Source organism: Exiguobacterium sp. s59, assembly GCF_018617475.1.
Lineage (GTDB): Bacteria > Bacillota > Bacilli > Exiguobacteriales > Exiguobacteriaceae > Exiguobacterium > Exiguobacterium aestuarii.
The window spans coordinates 402,138-426,422 of the sequence record NZ_JACSKG010000001.1; the positions used below are offsets into that span (position 1 = coordinate 402,138).

Consider the following 24,285-nt stretch of genomic DNA (forward strand, 5'->3'; position numbering starts at 1 on the left):
ATACCTACGAAGCGACTTAGGGACGGTGAGAGCCTAAGAGAAAGACTCGAATCGGTATCCCCTATGAGTTGTCACGCTGAACAATAGTAAGCGTGACCGCCTGACCTCGTTATCGGTTACCGAGAGCGGTCTCATGAAAGTGAGACTAGTAGGGTGGTACCGCGAGTCAACCAACTCGTCCCTATCAGGGATGGGTTGGTTTTTTTGTTTTCTAATAAATGTTGATGGAGGAGTTTCGATGAACTACAAAGACACGCTATTAATGCCAAACACAGAATTCGCAATGCGTGGGAATTTACCAAAACGCGAACCAGCGATGCAAACAGAATGGGAAGACATGGACCTTTACAACAAGGTACAAGAGAAAAATGCTGGGAAACCACAATACATCTTGCATGACGGCCCTCCATATGCGAACGGCGACATCCATATGGGACATGCGATGAACAAAGTATTAAAAGACATCATCGTTCGTTTCAAAGGGATGAACGGGTACCAGTCTCCAATGATTCCAGGTTGGGACACACACGGTCTTCCAATCGAGAACGCCCTTCAAAAAGCCGGCGTCAACCGCAAGGAGATGACAGTCGCTGAATTCCGTGAAAAGTGTGCGGAGTATGCGATGGAGCAGGTGAACTCGCAACGTGAACAGTTCAAACGTCTTGGTCTTCTTGCAGACTTTGAAAATCCATATATCACACTTCTTCCAGAATACGAGGCGGCACAAATCCGCTTGTTCGGAACGATGGCTGAAAAAGGATACATCTATAAAGGGAAAAAGCCAGTATATTGGTCGCCATCTTCAGAGTCTGCACTCGCGGAAGCGGAGATCGAATATTACGATAAAAAATCACCAGCCATCTATGTGGCATTCCGCGTCGTAGACGGTAAAGACACATTGACGTCTGACGATCACTTTGTCATCTGGACAACGACTCCTTGGACAATCCCAGCGAACCTTGGGATCGCAGTGAGTGATGAGTTGACATACACGCGCATCGAGCATGAAGGAAAAGGTTATATCGTCGCAGAGACGCTCGTTGAAGAAGTGACGACAGCGCTCGGATGGTCTGATTTCACAGTGAGCGGCTCATGGAATGGTCGTGACTTTGAATATATGACGGCTCAACATCCACTATATGACCGCACATCGCTCGTCATGCTTGGCGATCACGTCACAGCGGATGCGACTGGACTCGTCCACACAGCTCCAGGTCACGGGGAAGATGACTACCGTGTCGGACAGGCTTACGGCTTAGACGTCCTTTGCCCGGTCGATGACCGTGGTTACATGACGGCTGAGGCTCCTGGTTTCGAAGGGTTGTTCTATGAAGATGCGAACAAGCAAATCGGGATGAAACTTGAAGAGAACGGTTTCTTGCTCAACTTGAAATTCATCAAACACTCGTACCCACACGACTGGCGTACGAAAAAACCAGTCATCTTCCGTGCGACACCGCAATGGTTCGCTTCAATCAAAGACTTCCGCGAAGACATGCTTCGTGAAATCGAAGAAGTAAACTGGGTTCCTGAATGGGGAATGACACGTCTTTACAACATGGTCCGTGACCGTGGGGACTGGGTCATCAGTCGTCAACGTGCGTGGGGCGTACCAATCCCAATCTTCTATGCAGAGGATGGAACGGAAATCATCACAAACGAGACAATCGATCACGTCGCGAACTTGTTCCGCGAACACGGATCAAACGTTTGGTACGAGCGCGAAGCAAAAGACCTTCTCCCTGAAGGATTCGCGCATCCGAACAGCCCGAATGGCGAATTCCGTAAAGAGCTCGACATCATGGACGTCTGGTTCGATTCAGGTTCATCACACGCGGGTGTGTTAGAAGAACGTGAAAACCTACGTCGCCCGGCAGACCTCTATCTTGAAGGGTCTGACCAATACCGTGGTTGGTTCAACTCGTCACTCTCAACAGCTGTTGCGACGACGGGCAAAGCTCCATATCGTAACGTCTTGAGCCACGGTTTCGTCCTTGATGGAGATGGACGTAAAATGTCGAAGTCGCTCGGCAACACGATTGCACCGAACGATCTCGTGAAGCAGTATGGTGCTGAAATCGTGCGTCTTTGGGTCGCTTCGGTCGACTATCAGTCGGACGTTCGCGCTTCACACGATAACTTTAAACAAGTGTCAGAAGTATACCGTAAGATGCGTAACACCATTCGTTTCCTTCTTGGAAACTTGAACGGTTTTGAGCCGTCGATGCGCGTTGCATTCGATGACATGCCAGAGGCAGACCGCTTCATGGCGACAAAACTGAAACAGCTTCAGGCGAAAGTTGTCAAAGCGTATGACACGTTTGACTTCATGGCGGTGTACCATCTCGTCCATAACTTCTGCGTCAACGAGTTGTCATCGTTCTATCTCGACTTCACAAAAGATATCCTTTATATCGAACGTGAAGATGATCTTCGCCGTCGTGCTGTTCAGACGGTCATGTACGATGCGGTCGTCCTGTTAACGAAGCTGTTGGCTCCAGTTCTTCCACACACTGCCGATGAGGCGTGGAAAGAGGTTCCTGGGAAGTCAGAAGCAAGCATCTTCTTGACTGATCTTGAAGAAGTCGATGCGTTGACGACTGACGAGCAAGCGTTGTTAGACAAATGGTCGAAATTCCTCGTCTTCCGTGACGATGTCCTCAAAGCGATTGAAATCGCACGTGGCGAGAAATTGATTGGGAAACCGCTTGAAGCGAAGTTGATTCTCGCACCGAAAGCTGAGACTGCAGCGTTGTTGGAAACAATCGATAACGTCAGTCAGTTGCTTCAAGTTTCACAAGTAGAATGGGCTGAGACGGCAGACGTCGATTATGCGACGACAAAAATCACAGTCATGAAAGCTGATGGAGCTGCTTGTGCACGTTGTTGGACATACTCGACAGAGCTTGGACAAAACGAAGAGCATCCTGAGCTTTGCCCACGCTGTGCATCAGTAATCGGTTAAGACGAACCGGAGTGGCGTCCCCACTCCGGTTTCTTAACGGCTTGAAAGGAGACGCATATGAAACGATATTACGGATTGGCCGTCATCTTGATTTTGATCGACCAACTCACAAAATGGGTTGTCGTTCAGACGATGACGATCGGTCAATCGATTGAAGTCATCCCGAACTTGTTATATTGGACCTCTTATCGCAATAAAGGAGCGGCTTGGGGGATGTTAGAAGGACAGATGGTGTTCTTTTTCGTCATCACAATTCTTGTCGTTGCGGGACTAGTTTACTTCTTGCATAAAGAAGTAAACGGGTATCAGCTTCTTGGATATAGTGTTGGGCTACTCTTGGCCGGTGCGATTGGTAACTTTATCGATCGCTTGTTCCGTGGCGAAGTCGTCGACTTTGTCGATACGTATCCGTTTGGCTACAACTTCCCGATATTTAATGTGGCCGACATGGCACTCACATTTGGTGTCATCTTGATGGTCATCGCGATTTTATTTGAAGAAAAATTACACAAAGAAAGGGGACAATCGTAATGGAATCCTATACTTTTGTCGCCGATGAAAAGGCAAGAATTGATAAGTGGGTGAGTGATCAGGGTGAATGGTCACGCTCACAAGTACAAGAATGGATTAAGACAGGTGCGCTTCTCGTCAATGGAAGTGCCGTCAAACCGAACTACAAGCTCCAAGTGGGCGATGAAATCGAAGTGCACGTACCTGAAGCGGTGGAACTCGAAGTATTACCTGAAAACATTCCGCTTGAGATCGTGTTCGAAGATGAAGATATGATTGTCGTCAATAAAGCACGTGGGATGGTCGTTCACCCTGCAGCTGGTCACACGTCTGGAACGCTCGTCAATGCGCTACTCGGACATTGTGATGACCTTTCAGGTATCAATGGGGTGAAACGCCCAGGAATCGTGCACCGAATCGATAAAGATACGACGGGTCTCCTCATGGTCGCTAAAAATGACTTGGCTCATGAGTCGCTCGCGAGCCAATTGAAAGATAAGACGATTAAACGCGAATACATCGCGCTCGTTCACGGCGAACTCGTTCACGAACTCGGGACGATCGAGGCACCGATTGGTCGTGATACGAATGACCGTCAGCGTATGACCGTGACGGACAAGAACGCAAAAGAAGCGGTGACGCATTTCCGATTACTCGAGCGCTATAAAGACTTCACGCTCGTCGAGTGTAAGCTCGAGACAGGTCGCACACACCAAATCCGTGTGCATATGCGCTATATCGGGCATCCGCTTGCGGGAGATCCGAAATATGGACCGCGCCGTACGATTGATTTAGGCGGTCAAGCCTTACATGCGGCAACGCTTGGATTCCACCATCCACGTACGAAAGAATGGATGGAATTTGAGGCACCACTTCCGGAAGACTTTAAAGCAGAACTCGCAAAGTTAGATAAAATCGAGAAAACTCGTTGACTTCTATCACGTTCCGATTTATAGTCTAGGAAGCATAACACCTTTAAACCCAGTCCAGAGAGGCTGCGAAAGGATTGTGACCGCGGTCACACTAACGTCAATTCAACCCGGCATCAGACTGCCGTTTTTGATGAAGACTCCCTTTCCAGCCGGACGAGGGAGTCTTCTTTTTTGGATAAAGTAAGAAAGGAGGAATGACATGAAACAATCCGTCATTTTAGATGAATCAGCCATCCGTCGCGCGCTGACCCGAATCGCTCATGAAATCATCGAGCGCAACAAAGGGATTGATGATGTGGTGCTCGTCGGAATCAAGACGAGGGGAGAGACGCTCGCCGACCGACTCGCTCGTCGCATCGAAGAGATTGAAGGCAAGCCGATCGCACTCGGGAATCTCGACATCACGCTTTACCGGGATGACTTATCGAAAAAGTCACTAGACCCGGAAGTGAAAGCAACGGAATTGCCACATGATATTAACGGTAAGACCGTCGTCCTCGTCGACGATGTCCTGTATACCGGTCGAACGGTTCGTGCCGCAATGGACGCACTCGTCGACCACGGTCGCCCAGACTACATTCAACTTGCGGTCTTGATTGACCGAGGGCATCGGGAGCTCCCGATTCGACCTGACTTCATCGGGAAGAACGTTCCGACATCGAAGTCCGAGCAAGTCGTCGTCCGACTCAGTGAAGTCGACACGGCAGATGAAGTGACAATCAATCAGCAATAATCCCATACCTTTAAGGTGGTCCAGAGAGGCCAGGAAGGAGAAATTCAATATGAAACAACCCGTTCTACACATCCACGAGCGTCCTGCTCACTTTCCACAATGGCTGTTATTCAGTCTTCAGCACGTCTTCGCCATGTTCGGAGCGACGATTTTAGTCCCGATTTTAACAGGATTAAATACATCGGTCGCCCTCGTCGCTTCCGGAGTGGCCACGCTCTCATTCTTAGCGATTACTCGCTTCAAAGTCCCGACATACCTTGGTTCAAGTTTTGCCTACATCGCTCCAATCATTGCGGTCAGTCAACAATGGGGTGTCGAAGCCGCACTGTTCGGCGGAATCATTGCCGGTTCGGTATACGGCGTCGTCTCCTTGATCATCTACAAGACAGGCGTCAACTGGTTGCTCCGGTTGCTCCCACCGGTCGTCGTCGGACCGGTCATCATGGTCATCGGATTGTCGCTCGCGCCGGTCGCCATCGACATGTCCATGAATCAAGATGGAGCCTACAATGGAACGTTCATGACAATCGCACTTCTTACACTCGGGATCACAATGCTCGCCATGACGAAACTGAAAGGCGTTTGGGGAGCGGTTCCAATCCTTTTCGGAATCGTCGGAGGATATGGGATTGCCGCAGCATTCGGAATCATCGACTACTCACCGATCCAACAAGCAAGCTTGTTCCAACTTCCTGACTTCACGATGGTGTTCGTCGACTATATGCCGATGTGGCAAGTCGGTGCACTCCTCGCCATCGTACCGGTCGCACTCGTCACGATGACAGAGCATATCGGCGATCAAATGGTCACATCTAAAATCATCGGACGAGAGACGATGAAAGATCCTGGCCTTCATCGCACGCTACTCGGCGACGGAGTAGGGAAAGCGGTCGCTTCCGCACTCGGTGGTCCGCCATGTACGACATACGGGGAGAACAACGGCGTCATGGCCATCACTCGTGTATACAGCGTCTACGTCATCGCCGGAGCAGCGCTCATGGCCATCAGCTTCGGGTTCCTCGGTCATATCGAGGCATTCATCTCAACCATTCCGAATCCGGTCAAAGGCGGCATCTCGATCCTCTTGTTCGGGGTCATCGCGTCGAACGGACTACGCACGATGGTGGAGAGCAACGTCGATTTGGCAGAAAAACGCAATTTGATCATCTCATCGGTCATCCTCGTCATCGGTCTAGGCGGGGCGATGATTCAACTTGGAAGCTTCCCGGTACAAGGGATGGCGCTCGCAACGGTCGTCGGGATTCTCTTGAACGCCATCTTACCGAAAGAAGAAGTCGAGACAGTGGTTGAAGTCAACACAACTGAAGAAACGAAACAAGCAAGTAACTTTTAATTCGATCCCGTGAGGTCGGCAAAGTGAAGGCTCGTTTATTTGGGTGTACCTTGCCCAAATAAAGGCGTCCCTTCACATCGGTGAAGAGACGCCTTTTCTCTTTGCCTCTAACAAAAGGAGGAGACGAACTTGAATACGATGCAAACCAATGTGAAACCAGTGAAACACTTCGTCAGCTTGGACACACTCTCGCTCGATGAGATCATGGGCATGATTGAAGAGTCTTTGCGCTATAAGCAAGGAGACCTACCGCCTTTATTTGACGGGAAGACGGTCGCGAACCTGTTCTTTGAAAACTCGACACGTACAAAAAACTCGTTTCAAATGGCCGAGCGACATCTGAACATGCAAGAGATTCCGTTCGACGTGACGACATCCTCGGTCACGAAAGGCGAGACGCTGTATGACACGTGCAAGACGCTCGAGGCAATCGGCGTCGATGCGCTCGTCATCCGACATCCGGAAGCGGGATACTATCATGAACTCGTCGAGAAGTTGAATATCCCGGTACTAAACGGGGGCGATGGGAGCGGCGAACATCCTTCTCAATCGTTACTCGATCTCGTCACCATCTTTGAAGAGTTCAAAACGTTTCAAGGGTTAAACGTCGCCATCTGTGGAGATCTCGTCCACAGCCGCGTCGCACGATCGAATGCGAGTGTGTTGAAACGTCTTGGTGCAAATGTGGTCGGATGTAGCCCTGCTTCTTGGTGGGACGACTCAATGGGACTCGAGCGTAAGGAGCTCGATGACGTTCTAGCAGAAAGTGATGTCATCATGCTACTCCGTGTTCAACACGAGCGGCATATCATGGGAGACATCTTCTCGAAAGAGGAGTATCACACGCAGTTTGGCTTGACGGTCGAACGAGTCGAGCGGATGAAAGAAGGAGCCATCATCATGCATCCGGCACCGGTCAATCGGGATGTGGAGATTGCAGGCAGTCTGATTGAACATGAACGTTCGCGCATCTTCCCACAAATGAAGAACGGCGTCTATGCACGCATGAGTATTCTAAATCGAGCACTAGGAGGACAACAATGATACTTCAACACGCGACATGGTATGACAACGGGACAAAGCGCACGACAAACATCTTCGTGAAAGACGGGAAAATCGAATCGCTCGACTATAAAGGGACGACAGCCGGTGAAGAGACCATCGATGCGACGGGCTATTTACTCGCACCAGGGCTTGTCGATGTACATGTACATTTACGTGAACCAGGAGGCGAAGCGAAAGAGACGATCAAAACAGGGACGATGGCTGCGGCGGCAGGCGGATTCACGACAATTTGTTCGATGCCGAACACGCGACCGGTACCAGACAATCGAGAAACGATGGACGCACTCCTTGAGAAGATTAAGGAAGATGCGGTTGTCCGTGTCCTTCCTTACGCCGCCATCACGAAACGGCAACTCGGCGAAGAACAAGTCGATATGGAATCTCTATCAGATGCATTCGCGTTCACCGATGACGGCGTCGGTGTTCAATCAGCGGCGATGATGCGTCAAGCGATGCGCGAAGCCAAGCAATTGAACAAAGCGGTCGTCGCACACTGTGAAGACAATACGCTCAAAGCGGGTTCGGTCCACGAAGGGAAGTTCAGTGAGGCTCACGGGATTCAAGGGATTCCAAGCCTTGCAGAAAGCATCCACATCGCCCGTGACGTCCTGATTGCGGAAGAAACCGGTTGTCACTATCACGTGTGTCACGTCTCATCTCGTCAATCGGTTCGTGTCATCCGAGATGCGAAGCGGGCAGGCATTCAAGTGACAGCAGAAGTGACACCCCATCATCTTGTCTTGAGCGAAGAGGATATCCCGGGGCTCGATGCAAACTTTAAGATGAATCCACCGCTCCGAAGCGAAGATGATCGACAGGCGCTACTCGAAGGGTTATTCGACGGGACGATCGATATGATTGCGACCGACCATGCCCCGCACACGGCAGAGGAAAAAGCGCAAGGCATCGAGAGAGCTCCGTTCGGGATTACCGGGTTCGAGACGGCGTTCCCACTTCTATACACGACGTTCGTGAAAGAGGGTGTCATGGAAGAGCACCAGTTGATCGACTGGATGACGAAGCGTCCGAGCGACGTGTTCGGCCTATCAAGAGGTGAACTGGAAGTAGGGGCGGATGCTGATTTAGTACTGATCGATACAGAGACGATACGGTCGGTAGATCCGACGACGTTCTATTCTAAAGGAAAGAACACACCGTTTACGGGGAAACAACTTGTCGGGTGGCCGGTCATGACGATGGTCGGTGGCGAAATTGTATATAAGGGGCGATTTGATGAAAAGAACATTATGGCTTGAGGATGGAATGAAATTTGTCGGAAAAGGATTCGGAGCACCAGCGGATACGATGGGGGAAGTCGTCTTCCAAACAGGTATGACCGGCTATCAAGAAATCTTGTCGGATCCTTCGTATTGCGATCAGATGATCGTCTTGACGAACCCGTTGATCGGAAACTATGGAGTCAATCGTGAGGACTTTGAAACGACGGTTCCGATGGCAAAGGCGTTGATTGTGAAAGAGGCGTGTGACACACCATCAAACTTCCGTTCAACGGCAACGCTTGACGCGACGCTTACGCGATTCGGTATCCCTGGCTTGTCGGACATCGATACGCGTATGTTAACACGTCACTTGCGGGCGCAAGGTGTCATGCGAGGTGTCCTTATCGATGGGGAGTTGACGTGGGACGAGGTACAATCACGCTTTGACGAACTGTCACCGAACGACCAAGTGGCGCGAGTTTCGACGAAGCGGACGTATGTGAGTACAGGTAAGGGACCACGAATCGCGTTGATTGACTTCGGGGCGAAGCTTGGAATCATGCGCGAGTTGATGAAACGAGACTGTGAAGTCATCGTCTTCCCACATGACGCCACCGCAGAAGAGGTGTTGCGGTATGAGCCAGATGGCATCATGTTGTCGAACGGACCTGGGGACCCGAAAGACGTCCCGACAGCGATTCCGCTCATTCAACAACTCATGCCGACGACACCGATGTTCGGGATTTGTCTTGGGCATCAACTGATCGCCCTTGCAAACGGTGCGAACACGTTCAAGCTTCCGTTTGGACATCGTGGGGCGAACCATCCGGTGCTCGAATTAGAGACAGGCGCCGTGACAATCACGTCACAAAACCATGGATATGCGGTAGAAGAGTCATCGCTTCTCGATACTGCGCTCATCGTGACGCATCGCGCGGTCAACGACGGAACAATCGAAGGAGTGAAACATCTACACCATCCGACATTCTCGGTACAATACCACCCGGAAGCAGCACCTGGACCATTTGACGCCAACGATTTATTTGACCGTTTCATGCAACTCGTTCAAGAAAACAAACAGAAAGTGGGAATTTGACATGCCAAAACGACCAGATATTCAGAAAATCCTTGTAATCGGATCAGGACCGATTGTGATCGGACAAGCAGCAGAATTTGATTATGCTGGTACACAGGCATGTCTCGCCTTGAAAGAAGAAGGCTACGAGGTCATTCTCGTCAACTCGAACCCGGCAACGATTATGACGGATCCGACGACAGCGGACCGTGTCTATATCGAACCACTCGAACCAGAATTTGTGGAGCGGATTATCCGCCAAGAACGCCCTGATGCGTTACTCGCGACACTCGGTGGACAGACGGGATTGAACTTGGCGTTTGAACTCGATAAGCGAGGGGTCTTACGAGACTGTGGTGTGGAATTACTCGGGACGAACCTAGCTGCCATCGTACAAGCTGAAGACCGTGAACAGTTCCGTAACCTCATGTTCGAACTCGGACATGGCGTACCTGAAAGTGAAATCGTCCATACGCTTGAATCCGCTTGGGGCTTCGCGGAGCGCATTGGATATCCAATCATTATTCGACCTGCCTACACGCTTGGCGGTACCGGTGGAGGGATTGCCCATGACCGAGAATCGTTCGAGCAAATCGTCGAATCTGGATTAAAAGCGAGTCCAGTGACACAAGTCTTGCTCGAGAAATCGATTGCTGGGATGAAAGAAGTCGAGTTTGAGGTCATGCGTGACTCGAGCGACCAAGCCATCATCGTCTGTGCGATGGAAAACTTTGACCCGGTCGGTGTCCATACGGGAGACTCGATCGTATTCGCACCGACCCAGACGTTGTCGGACCGGGATTACCAGATGCTTCGTAGTGTCTCGCTCGATATCATCCGGGCACTCGGGATTGAAGGGGGATGCAACATCCAGTTCGCACTCGACCCGGACAGCTTCACATATTACGTCATCGAAGTGAACCCACGTGTCTCAAGAAGCTCGGCACTCGCATCAAAAGCGACTGGTTATCCGATCGCCAAACTCGCTGCAAAAGTCGCTGTCGGCTATAAGTTGTCAGAACTGAAAAACCCGGTCACCGAGACGAGTTACGCCTCATTCGAACCGGCACTTGACTATGTCGTCGCCAAAATTCCTCGTTTCGCTTTCGATAAGTTTGAGTCCGCGGATCGCCGCTTAGGCACACAAATGAAAGCAACGGGAGAGGTCATGGCCATCGGTCGAAATTTAGAAGAGGCATTGTTGAAAGCAGTGCGTTCGCTCGAACTTGGGATGGAAGAATTATACGTTCCGCAACTTGAGCAATTGAATACAGATCAGCTCGAGCACGGGCTCGTTCATCCGACAGACGAGCGCTTGTTTATGGTATATGAAGCGCTACGTCGCGGATACACGGTGGAAGCACTTCACCAATTGACGAAAATCGATCGTTTCTACTTACACAAATTGAATCATATTTGGCAAGCCGAGCAACAACTCGCTAACGAACCGTTGACGTCAGAACGTTTACTCGACGTGAAGCGACTTGGCTTCAGTGATGTGGCGATTGCCCGCATCCTTGCATCAGACGTTGAGACGATTCGTTCGCAGCGTCACGGATGGAACATTCGACCGGTGTATAAGATGGTCGATACGTGTGCGGCGGAGTTCGCATCGGAGACGCCATATTTCTACGGGACGTATGAAGTGGAGAACGAGGCGGTGAAGACGGAACGTCCATCGATCCTCGTCCTCGGATCAGGTCCGATTCGAATCGGTCAAGGAGTCGAGTTCGACTATGCGACCGTCCATTCGATTCAGACGATTCGCGACGCCGGATATGAAGCCATCATCATTAACAACAACCCAGAGACGGTCTCGACAGACTTTTCGATCTCCGATCGATTGTACTTCGAGCCGTTGACGACAGAAGATGTGTTAGAAGTCATCGATAACGAAAAGCCGCTCGGCGTCATCGTTCAATTTGGTGGACAGACTGCCATCAACTTAGCGGCATCGCTTGAGGCGAACGGTGTGAAAATTCTCGGGACGACGCTAGAAGACATCGATCGGGCTGAAGACCGAAAGGCGTTCGAAGCTACGTTGTCTGCCGAACGATTGGCTCAACCACCAGGCAAGACAGCGACGAACGTCGAAGAAGCAGTAGCCTGCGCGAACGATCTTGGATATCCGGTGCTCGTCCGACCATCTTACGTCCTTGGCGGACGGGCGATGGAGATCGTATATGAGCAGTCGGAGCTCGAGCGGTACATGCGAAATGCCGTCATCGCCTCAAAAGATCGTCCAGTCCTCATCGACCGCTATTTGACGGGGATTGAGATTGAAGTCGACGCGATCTGTGACGGGACGGACGTCTATATCCCAGGCATCATGGAGCATATCGAGCGTGCCGGCGTACACTCTGGCGACTCAATCGCAGTATATCCACCGCAACGTCTCAGTGATGCGTTGAAACAAAAGGTTGTCGACTACACAATCAAATTGGCGAAGGCATTCCGCATCAAGGGACTGCTCAACATCCAGTTCGTCTATGCAGATGACTTGTACGTCATCGAAGTAAATCCGCGTGCGAGTCGGACGGTCCCGTTCATCTCGAAAGTGACAGGCTTACCGGTCGCGCGAATTGCGACGCAAACGATCCTTGGCACGAGCCTGAAAGAACTCGGTCTCGGAACGGGCATCCATCCTGAGTCAGACAGTATCTCGGTCAAAGTGCCGGTCTTCTCGTTTGCGAAATTAAAAGAAGTCGATCCGTCGCTCGGACCTGAGATGAAGTCGACCGGGGAGGTCATGGCGACAGACCGCACACTTGAAAAAGCACTCTATAAAGGTCTTGTCGCAGCAGGAATGAACATCGCTTTAAAAGGAAACGTCCTGATGACCATCGCAGACCACGACAAGGAAGAGGCGGTTGCCTTAGCCAAACGATTTGACCGTCTCGGCTTCCGTCTTATGGCGACGAGCGGTACAGCAGATACGCTAGAAGCGGAACAGATGCGTGTCAGACGGGTTGGGAAAATTCAAGAATCGGGTGAGACGATGCTGAGCGTGATCGAGCGCGGGGAAGTCGACTTGATCATCAATACGACGAGTCGCGACGCACTCGTGACAAAAGATGGCTTCTTGATTCGCCGTACGGCCGCCGAGCAAGGCACGCTTTGCCTCACATCGCTCGATACGGTTGAAGCGTTGCTACAAGTCATCGAAAGCCTGTCGTTCCAAACGGTCAGCATCCCGGCATTCACTAAGTTCGGGGTGATGGTATGAGACGTGACGTCACAATCATCAGCAATCGTCAAATCGCAAAAGCGACGATGGAGATGAAAGTACAGTGTCCTGGGGTGGAAGTCGCCCCTGGGACGTTCTTTCACATCAAGACGTCCGGTTTGTTACGTCGACCGTTATCGGTGGCGAACGTCGAAGGAGACGAGGTCACATTTTTATACAAAGTGATTGGAGAAGGCACTTCCGAGTTGGCAAGAAAGCGCGTCGGGGAAACGCTCGATGTTCTCGGACCTCTCGGGAACGGCTTTCCGCTCAAACAACATGGAAAACGGGTCGTCCTCGTCGGTGGCGGAATTGGGGTACCTCCACTTTATTACGTCAGACGTCGTCTACATGAAATGGGAATTGAAACGATTGCGATTCTTGGGTTTGATTCAAAAGAAAGTGTCTTTTATGAAGAAGCCTTTCAAGCGCTTGGGGAAACGATTATCACAACAGTTGACGGGAGCTACGGAGAACGCGGATTTGTGACGGGACCACTCGCACGCATCGAGGCGGACGTGTTATTCAGCTGTGGTCCAGAAGCGATGTTGAAGGCGGTCGCTGCTTCACCGATTCCGGAGCGGTACGTCTCGATTGAAAATCGAATGGGTTGTGGCATTGGCGCTTGCTTCGCTTGCGTCTGCAAAGCACCGGAAGGCTACGTGAAAGTGTGTAGTGATGGTCCGGTATTCAATGCGGAAGAGGTGCTGTTATGAGATTACACGTCGATTTACCAGGACTCCAGTTAAAGAATCCGATCATCCCGGCTTCCGGTTGTTTCGGATTCGGAGAGGAGTTCGCCAAACTGTATGACCTCTCCATCTTAGGTGGCATTATGATCAAGGCGGCGACAGAAGAGTCGCGATTTGGAAATCCGACGCCACGTGTCGCGGAGACGGCGCAAGGGATGCTCAATGCGATTGGACTTCAAAATCCAGGCGTCGATGCGATCATCGAAGAGAAATTACCGTTCCTCTCCACGTTTGATACAGAGATCATCGCCAACGTCGCCGGGTCGACACCAGACGAATATGTGGAAGTCGCGCGTCGCATTAGCGCGGACCCGACCATCAAAGCGATCGAGTTGAACATTTCATGCCCGAACGTGAAGTGTGGGGGCATGCAATTCGGAACAGACCCTGAGATGGCAGCAGAATTGACTAGACTCGTCAGAGCGGCTTCAAGTAAGCCGGTCTATGTCAAGCTGTCCCCGAACGTCACGTCCATCACTGACATGGCACGCGCGGTCGAAGCAGCTGGTGCGGATGGATTGACGATGATCAATACACTCGTCGGGATGAGAATCGATATCCAGACAGGTCAACCGATTTTGGCGAACCGAATCGGAGGATTGTCGGGTCCAGCGATCAAACCGGTGGCGGTTCGGATGGTATACGAAGTCGCACAAGCGGTCGATATTCCAATCATCGCCATGGGGGGAGTCCGGACAGTCGATGACGTTCTCGAATTCATCTATGCGGGGGCTTCTGCCGTTGCAGTCGGTACCGCGAATTTTGAAAATCCATACGTTTGCCAAGAAATTATCGAGGCATTACCGTCACGACTTGATTCACTCGGGATTGACCACATTCTGGATGTGAGGGGGAAAGCATATGCACAACTTGTATCTCGCCCTTGACGTGGAAACGCGTGATGAGGCACTTCAGTTATTAAAACCGTTCCCAGTCCGTCCGGCTGTCAAAGTGGGGATGGAACTATTTTATCGAGAAGGCGGACGCTTTGTCGAAGAATTGGTCGATCTCGGCTATCCGGTCTTTCTCGATGTGAAAGTACACGATATCCCGGAGACGGCACGACGGACGATGCGTCAAATCGGAAAGCTTGGGGTCACGATGACGAATGTTCATACGCTAGGCGGTGAGAAGATGATGCGCTATGCATTGGACGGTCTTCGTCAAGAGAATGACACGACTCGATTGATTGGTGTCACACAGTTGACGTCTACGGATGAACACATGATGCAGACGGAGCTCGGAATCGCGGGTCGACTCGACCAAGCCGTCATCCGTCAGGCGACGCTCGCCAAACAGGCAGGACTTGACGGGGTCGTCGCATCTGTCCGAGAAGCGAAATGGATTCATGAGGAACTCGGTGACACGTTTATGACGGTCACACCTGGAATCCGACTCGGTCAATCCGATGACGACCAAGTGCGTGTTGCGACGCCGCGTGAAGCGAGAATGATTGGTGTCCACTCGATTGTCGTCGGTCGCCCGATTACACGCGCAAATGATCCGATGGCCATGTATGAACAATTTATGAGGGAATGGGGACAAACATATGAAACAAATCGCTGAAGCATTATTAAAAATTGAGGCCGTCACATTATCACCGACGGAGCCATATACATGGTCGAGCGGATTGAAGAGTCCAATCTATTGTGACAACCGATTGACGCTCAGTTATCCCGACATCCGTAACAGAATCATCGATGGGTTGGTCGATGCAGTCGAGTCAATAGAAATCGATGTGATCGCGGGAACGGCCACAGCCGGTATCCCACATGGAGCTTTGCTTGCCGACCGTCTCGGGCTTCCGTTCATTTACGTTCGTTCGAGTGCAAAAGGACACGGGAAAGGAAATCAAATCGAGGGGAGACTCGACAGCGGGGCACGTGTCCTTGTCATCGAGGATTTATTGTCGACCGGTATGTCGAGTATCGAGGCGGCGCAGGCGATTCGTGAGGCGGACGGTGAGGTCGTCGGTATTCAAGCCATCTTCTCTTACGGATTGCCGATTTTAGAGAAGAATCTAGCGGACTCACATCTCGAAGCTGCTTCATTGACGACATTCCTCGAACTGATCGATGTTGCGCAGTCGACCGGAATCTTGAACGAATCAGAAATTCTTTCTCTTCGTGAGTGGCAGCAGGATCCTCGCGCCTGGAGCGACCTTGTCACATCGTAAGAATCCACCTTCGGGCGGATTCTTTTTCAATTCGGCATATGTCATACTTCATGGTAAACTGATGAAAGTGAACCAAGAAGGAGAGGCATATGGCGTATTCAAGAAGCAAGGAAAAAACATGGAGGGCACGGTTTCGGGCAATTCCGAAACATCGTAAAATCGCCTTTGGTCTCGTCTTGACGGTCATCCCAACGCTCTTTCTCGTGAATTTATTCGTATTCAGCCATCTGTTGGCGTTGGGAGATCAGTATGAAGATCGATACCAAATGAAAAAGTTACGACTCGAGACGTATCATGGGAACGTCGAGTTTGTGCGTAGTCCGAATGAAAAAGTACAAATCGAAGTGGTACAGACCAATTCGAAAGAACGACGGATTAAAGTCAAATCGGTCGGCGATACGATCTATGTCGTCGAACGGTATGGATGGTTCAGTTACTTCGGCAGTCGTGCCAGTGAAGAACCGTCACGCTATAAGCTACGTGTCGCCTTGCCTAGCTCGATGACTTCGGTCCATTTAGGGGCTGAACAAGTGACCGGGCAAGGACTGAATGTGAAAACGATCGTGATGGATGCGAACGCGGTCAATTTGAAACAAATCGACAGTGATCGCCTCCGAATTGAGACGAAAAGCGATGCGACAATCGAATCAGCACGTCTCGTAACGGGAGATATTCGTTCCTATCGCCATGCGACCGTCAAGGATGTCGTCGTGAATCAGGCGATGACCGTTCAAACGGAAGCGGGAACGCTCAGTTATGCACCAAAACATGCGACTGGGCAAGTGAACGTGACGACGGCCGGAAAAATTTCAAGTAGCGACCGTTACGACGAAGTTGAGCCAGGTGTCTATCAGTTGTCGACATCGAATCGACCCGTCGTTGAGTTGATTTCTGAGACAGGGAAGGTCGAGCTGAAATGAACAGAAAACGCTACATCCCGAAAATCGGGCTTCGTACGTTAAAGACGGGAATTGCCGTATCGATTACCGTCGCAATCTCGTGGTATGTATTTGGAATTTATTCCGGAATGGGTGCGATTGCAGCCGTCGTGGCGATGCAACCGACCGTCAAGCGTTCGTCTAAAATTGTATTCAGTCGAATATTTGGAACGGTCCTCGGGCTCATGTGTGGACTGTTCATCGTCTATTTGTTCGGTGTCAATCCCATTTCGATCGGGTTGGCGGTCATCGTTTCGCTCACGCTCAATACGACGTTCGATAAGACACACATGTCGACATACGCGGCGTTCGCCATCGTCATGATGCTAGAGAACCCGACATCGGATTTCTTTCATTATGCATGGACGCGTTCTTTATTGACGGCGGTCGGTGTATTTGTCTCACTCGGTGTGAACTACGCGTTCTTGCCACCACGTTATGAAGATCGATTATTGAATGAAGTTAGAAAGACCTCATCTTACTTGTTCCATCATTGGCGTGAACTCGTTGGCTCCCCGGCGGAGCTATTAGAGACGCGTGCTCGTATTCTCGGCCATCAGGAACTCCACATGATGCTTCAAGAGGATATGAAAGTGACGAACGTGAAGTTGAAGTATATGACAATCAAGCAATATCGATTACTGATTCATCTAGAAGACAAGCTCGTCTTATTGTTAGAAAGTCTGGCCGAGCACCGTGAAGCCTTCCTGCTGATGAGTGAGGAAGAACGTCAGGCGTTCGAATCGGAGTTCTTATATTTGCTCGCGCACCATCATGATATTCTCTATACGTGCGATAAACCATATTCACTGTTTAGACTACCGCATGAAGATTTATCCGTTTCAGAAATTTTACACGGGCACTTGCTCGATTATCATGAACAGCTCGAAGCGTTTAAGCATGATCCAAAAGCGTGAACAAGCTATAAAGGCCCGCCATCAAGAAATGGCGGGCCTGACTTTTTTGCAGAATGGTTTTGTTTGCCTTGCCTTCGGAAAGCGTGGGCGCAAGAAAGCCGAGTGCGATTTTTATCTTTCCCAATATTTAGATGAAACCTCGCCATGAGAACACGGCGAGGTTTCGATTACGACTGTTTCAACGACTTCATCAATTGTTCATCTGGCGTCACGTAGACGGTCTGTTGATCCGTATAGATGACAAAGCCAGGTTTGGCGCCGCTCGGTTTTTTCACGTAGCGGGCGCGTGTATAATCGACGGGCACACCGCTCGATGCGCGTGCTTTCGAGAAGTAAGCAGCGACCGATGCGGCTTCGAGAAGCGTCGTTTCATCCGGTTCCGTCGAACGAATGATGACATGAGAGCCGGGGATATCTTTGACGTGAAGCCAAATCTCGTCACGACGGGCGAACTTGAACGTCAAATGATCGTTTTGTGTATTGTTTTTGCCGACAAAGAAGTCCGTTCCGGTCGAAGACGTGTACGCTTCAAGCGAAATTTTCGGATTCGCTTTTTTCTTTTGACGTTTTTGACGGATATATCCTTCTTCGGCGAGCTCTTCCCGAATTTCGAGCAAGTCGGAAGGCGAAGCAACATCGAGCTGAGCGGTGAGTGTTTCCAAATATTCGATCTCCGCGTCGTTTAATTCGAGTTGCTTCTTCACTTCGACTTTCGCAACTTTTAGCTTGTTGTATTTCTTATAGTATTGCTGTGCATTCTCGTTTGGTGTTTTGAGCGGGTCGAGCGGAATCGAGATGGTCGCACCGTCTTCGTCATAGTAATCGACGACTTCTGCGACACGCATTCCTTTCTCAAGTTGGAACAAATAGGTCGTCAATAACTCACCGAACTTTTGTAATTCGTCTGCTCGTTCTGTCGCTTTTAAGTCTTCTAAGAGACGGCGACGTTTCAATTGATTTTTCTCGAGTTCTGATTTTAAGAGACGTTCGACATCGTGAGCTTGCTGTCTGACACGATCGCGGTTTGCTTTTTCATAGAAGAAACGGTCGAGCACTTCTTGACTCGATGCATATGTTTCCTCGGAGACGATGTCTCCGGCCGTTAATACAATCGGAGCGAAACGCTCTTTACCATTCGCAAGTTGTTGAAAGACGTAAGGTCCCTCGAGTTGACGTAGTACGTTCTCGAACGCTTGCTGAACCGAGTCGCGGTTAGGCATCTTCGCAAGATGAACGACTTCCTGGGCGATTTGAGGGCTGACACCGGCGAACGTGGCGACAATCTGTTTGTCGAGTTTGCCGGCATTCCAGTCGATTCGCTTCAGTCCTTCCGTCAAATCAGACAACGGGTCGAACTTATGTTGTTCAGGCGGGAGGAGGTATTCACTTCCCGGCATGATCGTCCGATAGGTGTTTTGCGAAGGCGGGAGATGTTTGATCGCATCTAAGATTTTCCCCTCTTCTGTCGTTAGGACGACGTTTGAGTGACGTCCCATCAGTTCAATGTAAACTTTTTTTGATTCTTCGTCGCCGAGCTCATTTCGAGAGCGGACAGAGATGACGATGACGCGGTCACGTCCAATTTGTTCGACCGCCGTGATAAATCCGCCTTCTACATGTTTCCGTAACATCATGCAGAACATCGGGGGTTCTTGTGGGTTTTTAATCGGTGTATCCGTCAGCTGGAGACGGGCATACATCGCATTTGCTGATATGAGTAGTTGCGCGTTTTGTCGGTTCGAACGTATCTGGAGCATCAAATCGAGAGAATACGGTTGATGTACTTTATTGATTCGTCCTCCGACGAGCGATTGTAATTCTTGTACGACACGATATGTCATTAATCCATCATAAGCCAATGATCTCATCACCTTTGTTCATTTTCTGTCTCTACGTTATCAGAAAAACAGAAAATATGGTACGATGGAGTAGGAAATCCGAACTTCTTCTTGCCGGGACAATTGATTGACTGCTATTATAATTAAATGTGATGTTAGAAGATGGAGGGCTTGCAGTGAATTTTAAAGAACGAGGATTATTAATCGTTTTGTCTGGACCGAGCGGTGTCGGAAAAGGGACCGTTTGTCGTGCTCTTCGCGAGGAAGAGGACAATAACCTTCAATATTCGGTGTCGGCGACGACTCGAAAGCCACGTGAAGGGGAAGTCGAGGGAGTACATTACTTCTTCAAATCGAGAGAAGAGTTCGAACGCATGATCGAACAAAAAGAATTGCTCGAACACGCCGAGTTCGTCGGCAACTATTACGGGACGCCTGTAGAGTGGGTGCGTGAAACGCTCGAAAGCGGCCAAGATGTCATTCTTGAAATTGAGGTGCAAGGGGCGTTCCAAGTGAAGGAACTTCTCCCGGAAGCCGTCTTTTTATTCTTGGCACCACCAAGTCTTCAAGAACTTCGCAATCGTCTAATCGGACGAGGCACGGAGTCAGAAGAAGTCATTAAGCAACGCCTGCTCGTCGCGCGTGAAGAAATCGAGTTGATGGACGCCTATGATTACGTCGTCACGAACGACGAGGTCGACAAAGCCATCGATCGAATTAAAGCGATCGTGACAGCTGAGCATTGTAAACGTGAACGTGTTGCGTCACTCTATAAAAAAGCCATGATGGAGGTCATTTAATGTTATACCCTTCGATTGATGCCTTACAACGTACTATCCCGTCAAAATATACGATCGTTACGGTCGCTGCGAAACGGGCGCGTCAGATTCAAGATGGAAAAGCACCGAAAGTCGCCGAGCCAAAATCATATAAGCCGGTCGGTCAAGCGTTAGAAGAACTATTTTCGGGTGATACGACAATCATCGTGAACGAAAAAAACAACGGATGAAGTGTGACCCAAGTCGTTTGCGACTTGGGTCTCATTGTCTATAAGGGGGAGTTTGGGAATGGTGAAGGATCGTACTATTTTGTTATGTGTGAGTGGTGGCATCGCCGCCTATAAGGCGTGTGCGCTCACATCGAAATTGGTTCAAGCCGGAGCGAATGTTCGTGTCGCGATGACGAAATCGGCAGAACAATTCGTGGGTCAGGCGACCTTCCAGGCGCTCAGTCGAAACCCGGTCTATACCGATGTGTTCGAAGAGCACGACCCGACAAAGATTGCGCATATCGATGTCGTCGACTCGAGTGATTTGATCGTCGTTGCTCCTGCGACAGCAAACATGATTGCAAAACTGGCGAACGGGATTGCAGATGACTTTATCACGACGTCGATTCTTGCGGCGAAGTGCCCGGTCATCGTCTCACCGGCGATGAACGTGAATATGCTCGAACATCCTGCCACACAGCGGAATATCGAGACGTTGAAATCATACGGCTATCAGTTGATCGAACCGGGCGTCGGCAACTTGGCATGTGGTTGGATTGGTGGTGGACGCCTACCAGAACCAGAAGATTTGGTACGCATCATCGAAAGCCAGTTCGTCCCGAAACTATACCTCGGAAAAGAAGTATTGATTACAGCTGGTCCGACGGTAGAGCGTATCGATCCGGTCCGTTACTTATCGAACGACTCATCAGGGAAAATGGGTGTCGCGCTCGCAGAAGTGGCACGTGATATGGGTGCCCGTGTCACACTCGTCCACGGTCCGCTTCAAGTCCCGGTTCCAGACGGTGTGACGGCGATTCCGGTTAAGTCGAGTGAAGAGATGCTACATGAAGTGACAAGTCGTTTTGATTCACTCGACCTCGTCGTGAAGTCGGCGGCCGTTGCGGATTATCGTCCGAAAACGGTTCATGCAGAGAAACATAAAAAAGTTCACGGACCACTCACCATCGAACTTGAAGAAACGACGGACATTTTAAAAACACTCGGTGAACGAAAGACTCATCAAGTGTTAGTTGGGTTTGCTGCCGAGACAGAACGGCTCGAAGAACATGCCGCAGCCAAACTGAAGAAAAAGAACGTCGATTTCCTCGTCGCAAACGATGTATCCGGCAGCGACGTCGGATTCGGTGCGGACGACAATGAAGCAGTCCTCTTTCATGCAGACGGGACGACGCTCAACTTACCGAAACAATCGAAGAAACAGTTGGCGTTCGAACTGCTCACACATTTTAAGGAAGCGGTCCGATGATTGCCCACGTCCATGTCGATGCACCGGTGATCACGATTGATCGTCCGTTTGACTATGAAGTGCCGGAACAGTTCGAATCCTTGATTGAACCAGGGATGCGCGTCTCGGTTCCTTTCGGCTCACGCCGTCTGTTAGGAATCGTCGTCGGCACGTCTGACGGGACGAGAGATGGATTGAAGCCACTAGAAGCTTTATTAGATGAAGAATCGTCACTCACTGATGAACTGCTCGACTTGTCCATCCATGTGAAAGAGACGACGCTTTGCTTTCGGTCTTCCGCGCTTCTCGCGATGCTACCTGCAGCGCTGAAAGTCAGTTATGACAAAGAAATCAAAGAAGGGCATGTGCCTGACGGTGTTCGTCTAGGGACACATTTATCGGAGTATCCGAAAGACATACAGTCTGTCATTTTAGGACTCGCTAAAAAAGGGGAGCTTACCCTAGCCCCTGTTCTGAAAGAGAAGAAAACGGTCAAAACCGACATCGTCGTCGAACTGCTCGATGCGACCGTCGTCTCGAAACGCGCGAAAAAACAGCTTGAAGCGATTCAGCAGTTAGAAGAGACGCCGCGTATGTACTGGTCGGCACTTCGTCAAATCGGATTGACTCGCCCACAACTTCAAAAGCTTGAAGACATTGGGGCGGTACGGTTGACGGAAGTTGAATTGAATCGCGACCCTTACGCGACGATTGAACAAGTACAGGAATCTGTGCAGTTGAATGATAGTCAGGCGAATGCGGTCCAGGCGATTCATGAAGCGGATGCAGGAGAGACATTACTCGTCCATGGCGTGACGGGTAGCGGAAAAACCGAAGTGTATTTAGAGTCGATCGGACAAGTCATCGATGAAGGAAAACAGGCCATTTTGCTCGTGCCTGAAATCAGTTTGACCCCGATGATGGTGAAGCGATTTAAGCGTCGCTTCGGGGAACGTGTCGCAGTCTTACACAGTGCTCTTTCAAAAGGTGAGAAGTATGATGAATGGCGTAAAATCAAGCGGAAAGAAGTCGACGTCGTCGTCGGGGCCCGTTCTGCGATTTTTGCGCCGCTCGACCGTCTCGGTCTCATCATCTTGGATGAAGAGCATGAGACGACGTATAAACAAGAAGAAAATCCACGTTATCATGCGCGTGATGTCGCCATTTGGAGGTCTCGCTATCATGGGTGTCCCGTCGTATTGGGAAGTGCGACACCTTCTCTCGAATCTTACGCACGTGCGCAAAAAGGTGTATATCGTTATTTACACTTGAAAGAGCGTTACGGCGGGGAAATGCCACCTGTCCACATTATCGATATGCGCCGCGAACTGGCAAAAGGCAATACGACGATGTTCTCGGAAGAATTGTTCGACGGGATTCTCGACCGAATCGCAAAAAAAGAGCAATGTGTCATTCTGTTGAACCGTCGTGGGTTTACGACATTTGTCATGTGTCGGGACTGTGGGGAAGGGATGACGTGTCCGCACTGTGCCGTCAATTTAACGTATCACCAGTATGGTGATCGATTGAAGTGTCATTATTGTGGCTATGAAGTCGGGATGCCGTCGACGTGTCCATCGTGTAACAGCAAAAAAATCAAGCAGTTCGGATCAGGGACGCAAAAGATCGAAACGGAGCTGTTGAACCGGATTCCAGAGGCGCGCATCATCCGCATGGACCAAGATACGACGTCGCGGAAAGGTTCCCATGAACAACTGTTACGACGCTTTGAAGAAGGAGAGGCCGACATTTTACTCGGCACCCAAATGATTGCCAAAGGACTCGACTTCCCGAACGTCACCCTCGTCGGGGTACTCGCGGCAGATGCGACACTCGGGATGCCTGACTTCCGAGCGACCGAACGGACTTTCCAACTCGTCACCCAAGTGGCGGGAAGGGCGGGGCGCGGCAAACTTCCAGGTGAGGCATTCGTGCAAACGTACAACCCGGACCATTACGTGATTGAGACAGCGAGTGAACATGATTATGAAACGTTCTTTGCGAAAGAGATGGGTCTTCGTCAAGTCGGGAACCACCCGCCGTATTGGTTTTTGACGCTCGTCACGTTCTCAGCAGAGAACCCGCTCGTCGCCAAAGCGGAAGCGGAACTGTTCGCATCGGACTTTTTACAAGCGCAAGTAGAGAATAGCCGCTTGAACGGTCCGATGCCTGCCCCGCTATCAAAATTAAAGAACGCGTATCGTTATCAAGTGTTCATTAAAACGAAACAACCTGACACGCTCTACGCGGAACTAGCACGACTTCAACAAGCAAGAGCAAAAGCAATCAGTAAGAAAGAATATCAAATGAGTATCGATGTGAACCCATACGTATTCATGTGAGGTGG

21 protein-coding genes and 1 other annotated feature (1 of these 22 cut by a window edge) are annotated in these 24,285 nt (G+C 50.3%); of the genes, 20 read left to right on the top strand and 1 reads right to left on the bottom strand.

The window, feature by feature from the left end:
* Window positions 1–186 (top strand) — a binding site (T-box leader); it begins 34 nt to the left of the window's first position.
* Between the two features lie 52 nt (window positions 187–238).
* The 16 genes from ileS (at window position 239) to KNO91_RS02170 (ending at window position 18,011) form a co-directional block, all read left to right on the top strand.
* The gene (gene ileS, locus KNO91_RS02095; protein WP_214815867.1) at window positions 239–2,965 is read left to right on the top strand and encodes an isoleucine--tRNA ligase; all 2,727 of its coding nucleotides are present in this window, start codon (window positions 239–241) and stop codon (window positions 2,963–2,965) included.
* Window positions 2,966–3,022: 57 nt separating this feature from the next.
* Window positions 3,023–3,496 carry a signal peptidase II gene (lspA, locus tag KNO91_RS02100; RefSeq protein WP_214788978.1) on the top strand — a complete coding sequence of 158 codons (474 nt, stop codon included), beginning with the start codon at window positions 3,023–3,025 and terminating at the stop codon, window positions 3,494–3,496.
* Window positions 3,496–4,407 (top strand): RluA family pseudouridine synthase, encoded by a 912-nt coding sequence (locus tag KNO91_RS02105; protein ID WP_214788975.1) that lies wholly within the window; start codon window positions 3,496–3,498, stop codon window positions 4,405–4,407. The genes lspA and KNO91_RS02105 overlap by 1 nt, the downstream gene beginning before the upstream one ends.
* A gap of 199 nt (window positions 4,408–4,606) precedes the next feature.
* Entirely contained in the window at window positions 4,607–5,140 is a 534-nt protein-coding gene (gene pyrR / locus KNO91_RS02110; protein WP_214788973.1) for a bifunctional pyr operon transcriptional regulator/uracil phosphoribosyltransferase PyrR, read from the top strand.
* Between the two features lie 49 nt (window positions 5,141–5,189).
* On the top strand, window positions 5,190–6,494 hold the full coding sequence (locus KNO91_RS02115; protein ID WP_214815870.1) for a uracil-xanthine permease family protein: 1,305 nt from the start codon (window positions 5,190–5,192) through the stop codon (window positions 6,492–6,494).
* Window positions 6,495–6,653: 159 nt separating this feature from the next.
* The gene (locus KNO91_RS02120) at window positions 6,654–7,538 is read left to right on the top strand and encodes an aspartate carbamoyltransferase catalytic subunit (RefSeq protein ID WP_214794577.1); all 885 of its coding nucleotides are present in this window, start codon (window positions 6,654–6,656) and stop codon (window positions 7,536–7,538) included.
* Window positions 7,535–8,815: a dihydroorotase gene (locus KNO91_RS02125; RefSeq protein WP_214794165.1), complete on the top strand. Its 1,281-nt coding sequence runs from the start codon at window positions 7,535–7,537 to the stop codon at window positions 8,813–8,815. Before KNO91_RS02120 ends, KNO91_RS02125 begins: the two co-directional genes overlap by 4 nt.
* Window positions 8,793–9,875: a carbamoyl phosphate synthase small subunit gene (locus tag KNO91_RS02130; protein ID WP_214794163.1), complete on the top strand. Its 1,083-nt coding sequence runs from the start codon at window positions 8,793–8,795 to the stop codon at window positions 9,873–9,875. Before KNO91_RS02125 ends, KNO91_RS02130 begins: the two co-directional genes overlap by 23 nt.
* Window position 9,876: 1 nt before the next feature.
* Entirely contained in the window at window positions 9,877–13,080 is a 3,204-nt protein-coding gene (gene carB, locus KNO91_RS02135; protein WP_214794161.1) for a carbamoyl-phosphate synthase large subunit, read from the top strand.
* A complete protein-coding gene (locus tag KNO91_RS02140; RefSeq protein WP_214788958.1) occupies window positions 13,077–13,796 on the top strand; it encodes a dihydroorotate dehydrogenase electron transfer subunit in 720 nt (239 codons plus the stop codon). The genes carB and KNO91_RS02140 overlap by 4 nt, the downstream gene beginning before the upstream one ends.
* Complete coding sequence (locus KNO91_RS02145) at window positions 13,793–14,719, top strand: dihydroorotate dehydrogenase (protein ID WP_214815873.1); 927 nt, start codon at window positions 13,793–13,795, stop codon at window positions 14,717–14,719. The genes KNO91_RS02140 and KNO91_RS02145 overlap by 4 nt, the downstream gene beginning before the upstream one ends.
* The gene (gene pyrF, locus KNO91_RS02150) at window positions 14,694–15,398 is read left to right on the top strand and encodes an orotidine-5'-phosphate decarboxylase (RefSeq protein WP_214788951.1); all 705 of its coding nucleotides are present in this window, start codon (window positions 14,694–14,696) and stop codon (window positions 15,396–15,398) included. The genes KNO91_RS02145 and pyrF overlap by 26 nt, the downstream gene beginning before the upstream one ends.
* Window positions 15,382–16,008, top strand: a complete 627-nt coding sequence (gene pyrE, locus KNO91_RS02155; protein ID WP_214815876.1) for an orotate phosphoribosyltransferase — start codon at window positions 15,382–15,384, stop codon at window positions 16,006–16,008. Before pyrF ends, pyrE begins: the two co-directional genes overlap by 17 nt.
* 89 nt (window positions 16,009–16,097) lie before the next feature.
* Window positions 16,098–16,928, top strand: a complete 831-nt coding sequence (locus KNO91_RS02160) for a hypothetical protein (protein WP_214788944.1) — start codon at window positions 16,098–16,100, stop codon at window positions 16,926–16,928.
* On the top strand, window positions 16,925–17,863 hold the full coding sequence (locus KNO91_RS02165) for an FUSC family protein (RefSeq protein WP_214794155.1): 939 nt from the start codon (window positions 16,925–16,927) through the stop codon (window positions 17,861–17,863). The genes KNO91_RS02160 and KNO91_RS02165 overlap by 4 nt, the downstream gene beginning before the upstream one ends.
* Window positions 17,847–18,011 (top strand): hypothetical protein, encoded by a 165-nt coding sequence (locus tag KNO91_RS02170; RefSeq protein WP_214815879.1) that lies wholly within the window; start codon window positions 17,847–17,849, stop codon window positions 18,009–18,011. Before KNO91_RS02165 ends, KNO91_RS02170 begins: the two co-directional genes overlap by 17 nt.
* A gap of 19 nt (window positions 18,012–18,030) precedes the next feature.
* Here KNO91_RS02170 and KNO91_RS02175 read toward each other — a convergent pair whose 3' ends face one another.
* Entirely contained in the window at window positions 18,031–19,722 is a 1,692-nt protein-coding gene (locus KNO91_RS02175; protein ID WP_214815883.1) for an Rqc2 family fibronectin-binding protein, read from the bottom strand.
* Between the two features lie 131 nt (window positions 19,723–19,853).
* Between KNO91_RS02175 and gmk the strand changes: the two genes are divergently transcribed.
* Genes gmk through priA form a run of 4 tightly spaced genes read left to right on the top strand, consistent with a single transcriptional unit; the run spans window position 19,854 to window position 24,280 of the window.
* Window positions 19,854–20,501 (top strand): guanylate kinase, encoded by a 648-nt coding sequence (gene gmk, locus KNO91_RS02180; RefSeq protein ID WP_031421596.1) that lies wholly within the window; start codon window positions 19,854–19,856, stop codon window positions 20,499–20,501.
* Entirely contained in the window at window positions 20,501–20,710 is a 210-nt protein-coding gene (gene rpoZ / locus KNO91_RS02185; RefSeq protein WP_015881337.1) for a DNA-directed RNA polymerase subunit omega, read from the top strand. The genes gmk and rpoZ overlap by 1 nt, the downstream gene beginning before the upstream one ends.
* A 58-nt stretch (window positions 20,711–20,768) precedes the next feature.
* Window positions 20,769–21,959 (top strand): bifunctional phosphopantothenoylcysteine decarboxylase/phosphopantothenate--cysteine ligase CoaBC, encoded by a 1,191-nt coding sequence (coaBC, locus tag KNO91_RS02190; protein WP_214794149.1) that lies wholly within the window; start codon window positions 20,769–20,771, stop codon window positions 21,957–21,959.
* Complete coding sequence (priA, locus tag KNO91_RS02195) at window positions 21,956–24,280, top strand: primosomal protein N' (protein ID WP_214794146.1); 2,325 nt, start codon at window positions 21,956–21,958, stop codon at window positions 24,278–24,280. Before coaBC ends, priA begins: the two co-directional genes overlap by 4 nt.
* Window positions 24,281–24,285 lie beyond the last annotated feature (5 nt).

Coding starts and splice junctions, on each gene's coding strand:
- ileS (WP_214815867.1), top strand. CDS start 239: ATGAACTACAAAGACACGCTATTAATGCCAAACACAGAATTCGCAATG.
- lspA (WP_214788978.1), top strand. CDS start 3,023: ATGAAACGATATTACGGATTGGCCGTCATCTTGATTTTGATCGACCAA.
- KNO91_RS02105 (WP_214788975.1), top strand. CDS start 3,496: ATGGAATCCTATACTTTTGTCGCCGATGAAAAGGCAAGAATTGATAAG.
- pyrR (WP_214788973.1), top strand. CDS start 4,607: ATGAAACAATCCGTCATTTTAGATGAATCAGCCATCCGTCGCGCGCTG.
- KNO91_RS02115 (WP_214815870.1), top strand. CDS start 5,190: ATGAAACAACCCGTTCTACACATCCACGAGCGTCCTGCTCACTTTCCA.
- KNO91_RS02125 (WP_214794165.1), top strand. CDS start 7,535: ATGATACTTCAACACGCGACATGGTATGACAACGGGACAAAGCGCACG.
- KNO91_RS02130 (WP_214794163.1), top strand. CDS start 8,793: ATGAAAAGAACATTATGGCTTGAGGATGGAATGAAATTTGTCGGAAAA.
- carB (WP_214794161.1), top strand. CDS start 9,877: ATGCCAAAACGACCAGATATTCAGAAAATCCTTGTAATCGGATCAGGA.
- KNO91_RS02140 (WP_214788958.1), top strand. CDS start 13,077: ATGAGACGTGACGTCACAATCATCAGCAATCGTCAAATCGCAAAAGCG.
- KNO91_RS02145 (WP_214815873.1), top strand. CDS start 13,793: ATGAGATTACACGTCGATTTACCAGGACTCCAGTTAAAGAATCCGATC.
- pyrF (WP_214788951.1), top strand. CDS start 14,694: ATGCACAACTTGTATCTCGCCCTTGACGTGGAAACGCGTGATGAGGCA.
- pyrE (WP_214815876.1), top strand. CDS start 15,382: ATGAAACAAATCGCTGAAGCATTATTAAAAATTGAGGCCGTCACATTA.
- KNO91_RS02160 (WP_214788944.1), top strand. CDS start 16,098: ATGGCGTATTCAAGAAGCAAGGAAAAAACATGGAGGGCACGGTTTCGG.
- KNO91_RS02165 (WP_214794155.1), top strand. CDS start 16,925: ATGAACAGAAAACGCTACATCCCGAAAATCGGGCTTCGTACGTTAAAG.
- KNO91_RS02170 (WP_214815879.1), top strand. CDS start 17,847: ATGATCCAAAAGCGTGAACAAGCTATAAAGGCCCGCCATCAAGAAATG.
- gmk (WP_031421596.1), top strand. CDS start 19,854: ATGTTAGAAGATGGAGGGCTTGCAGTGAATTTTAAAGAACGAGGATTA.
- rpoZ (WP_015881337.1), top strand. CDS start 20,501: ATGTTATACCCTTCGATTGATGCCTTACAACGTACTATCCCGTCAAAA.
- coaBC (WP_214794149.1), top strand. CDS start 20,769: ATGGTGAAGGATCGTACTATTTTGTTATGTGTGAGTGGTGGCATCGCC.
- priA (WP_214794146.1), top strand. CDS start 21,956: ATGATTGCCCACGTCCATGTCGATGCACCGGTGATCACGATTGATCGT.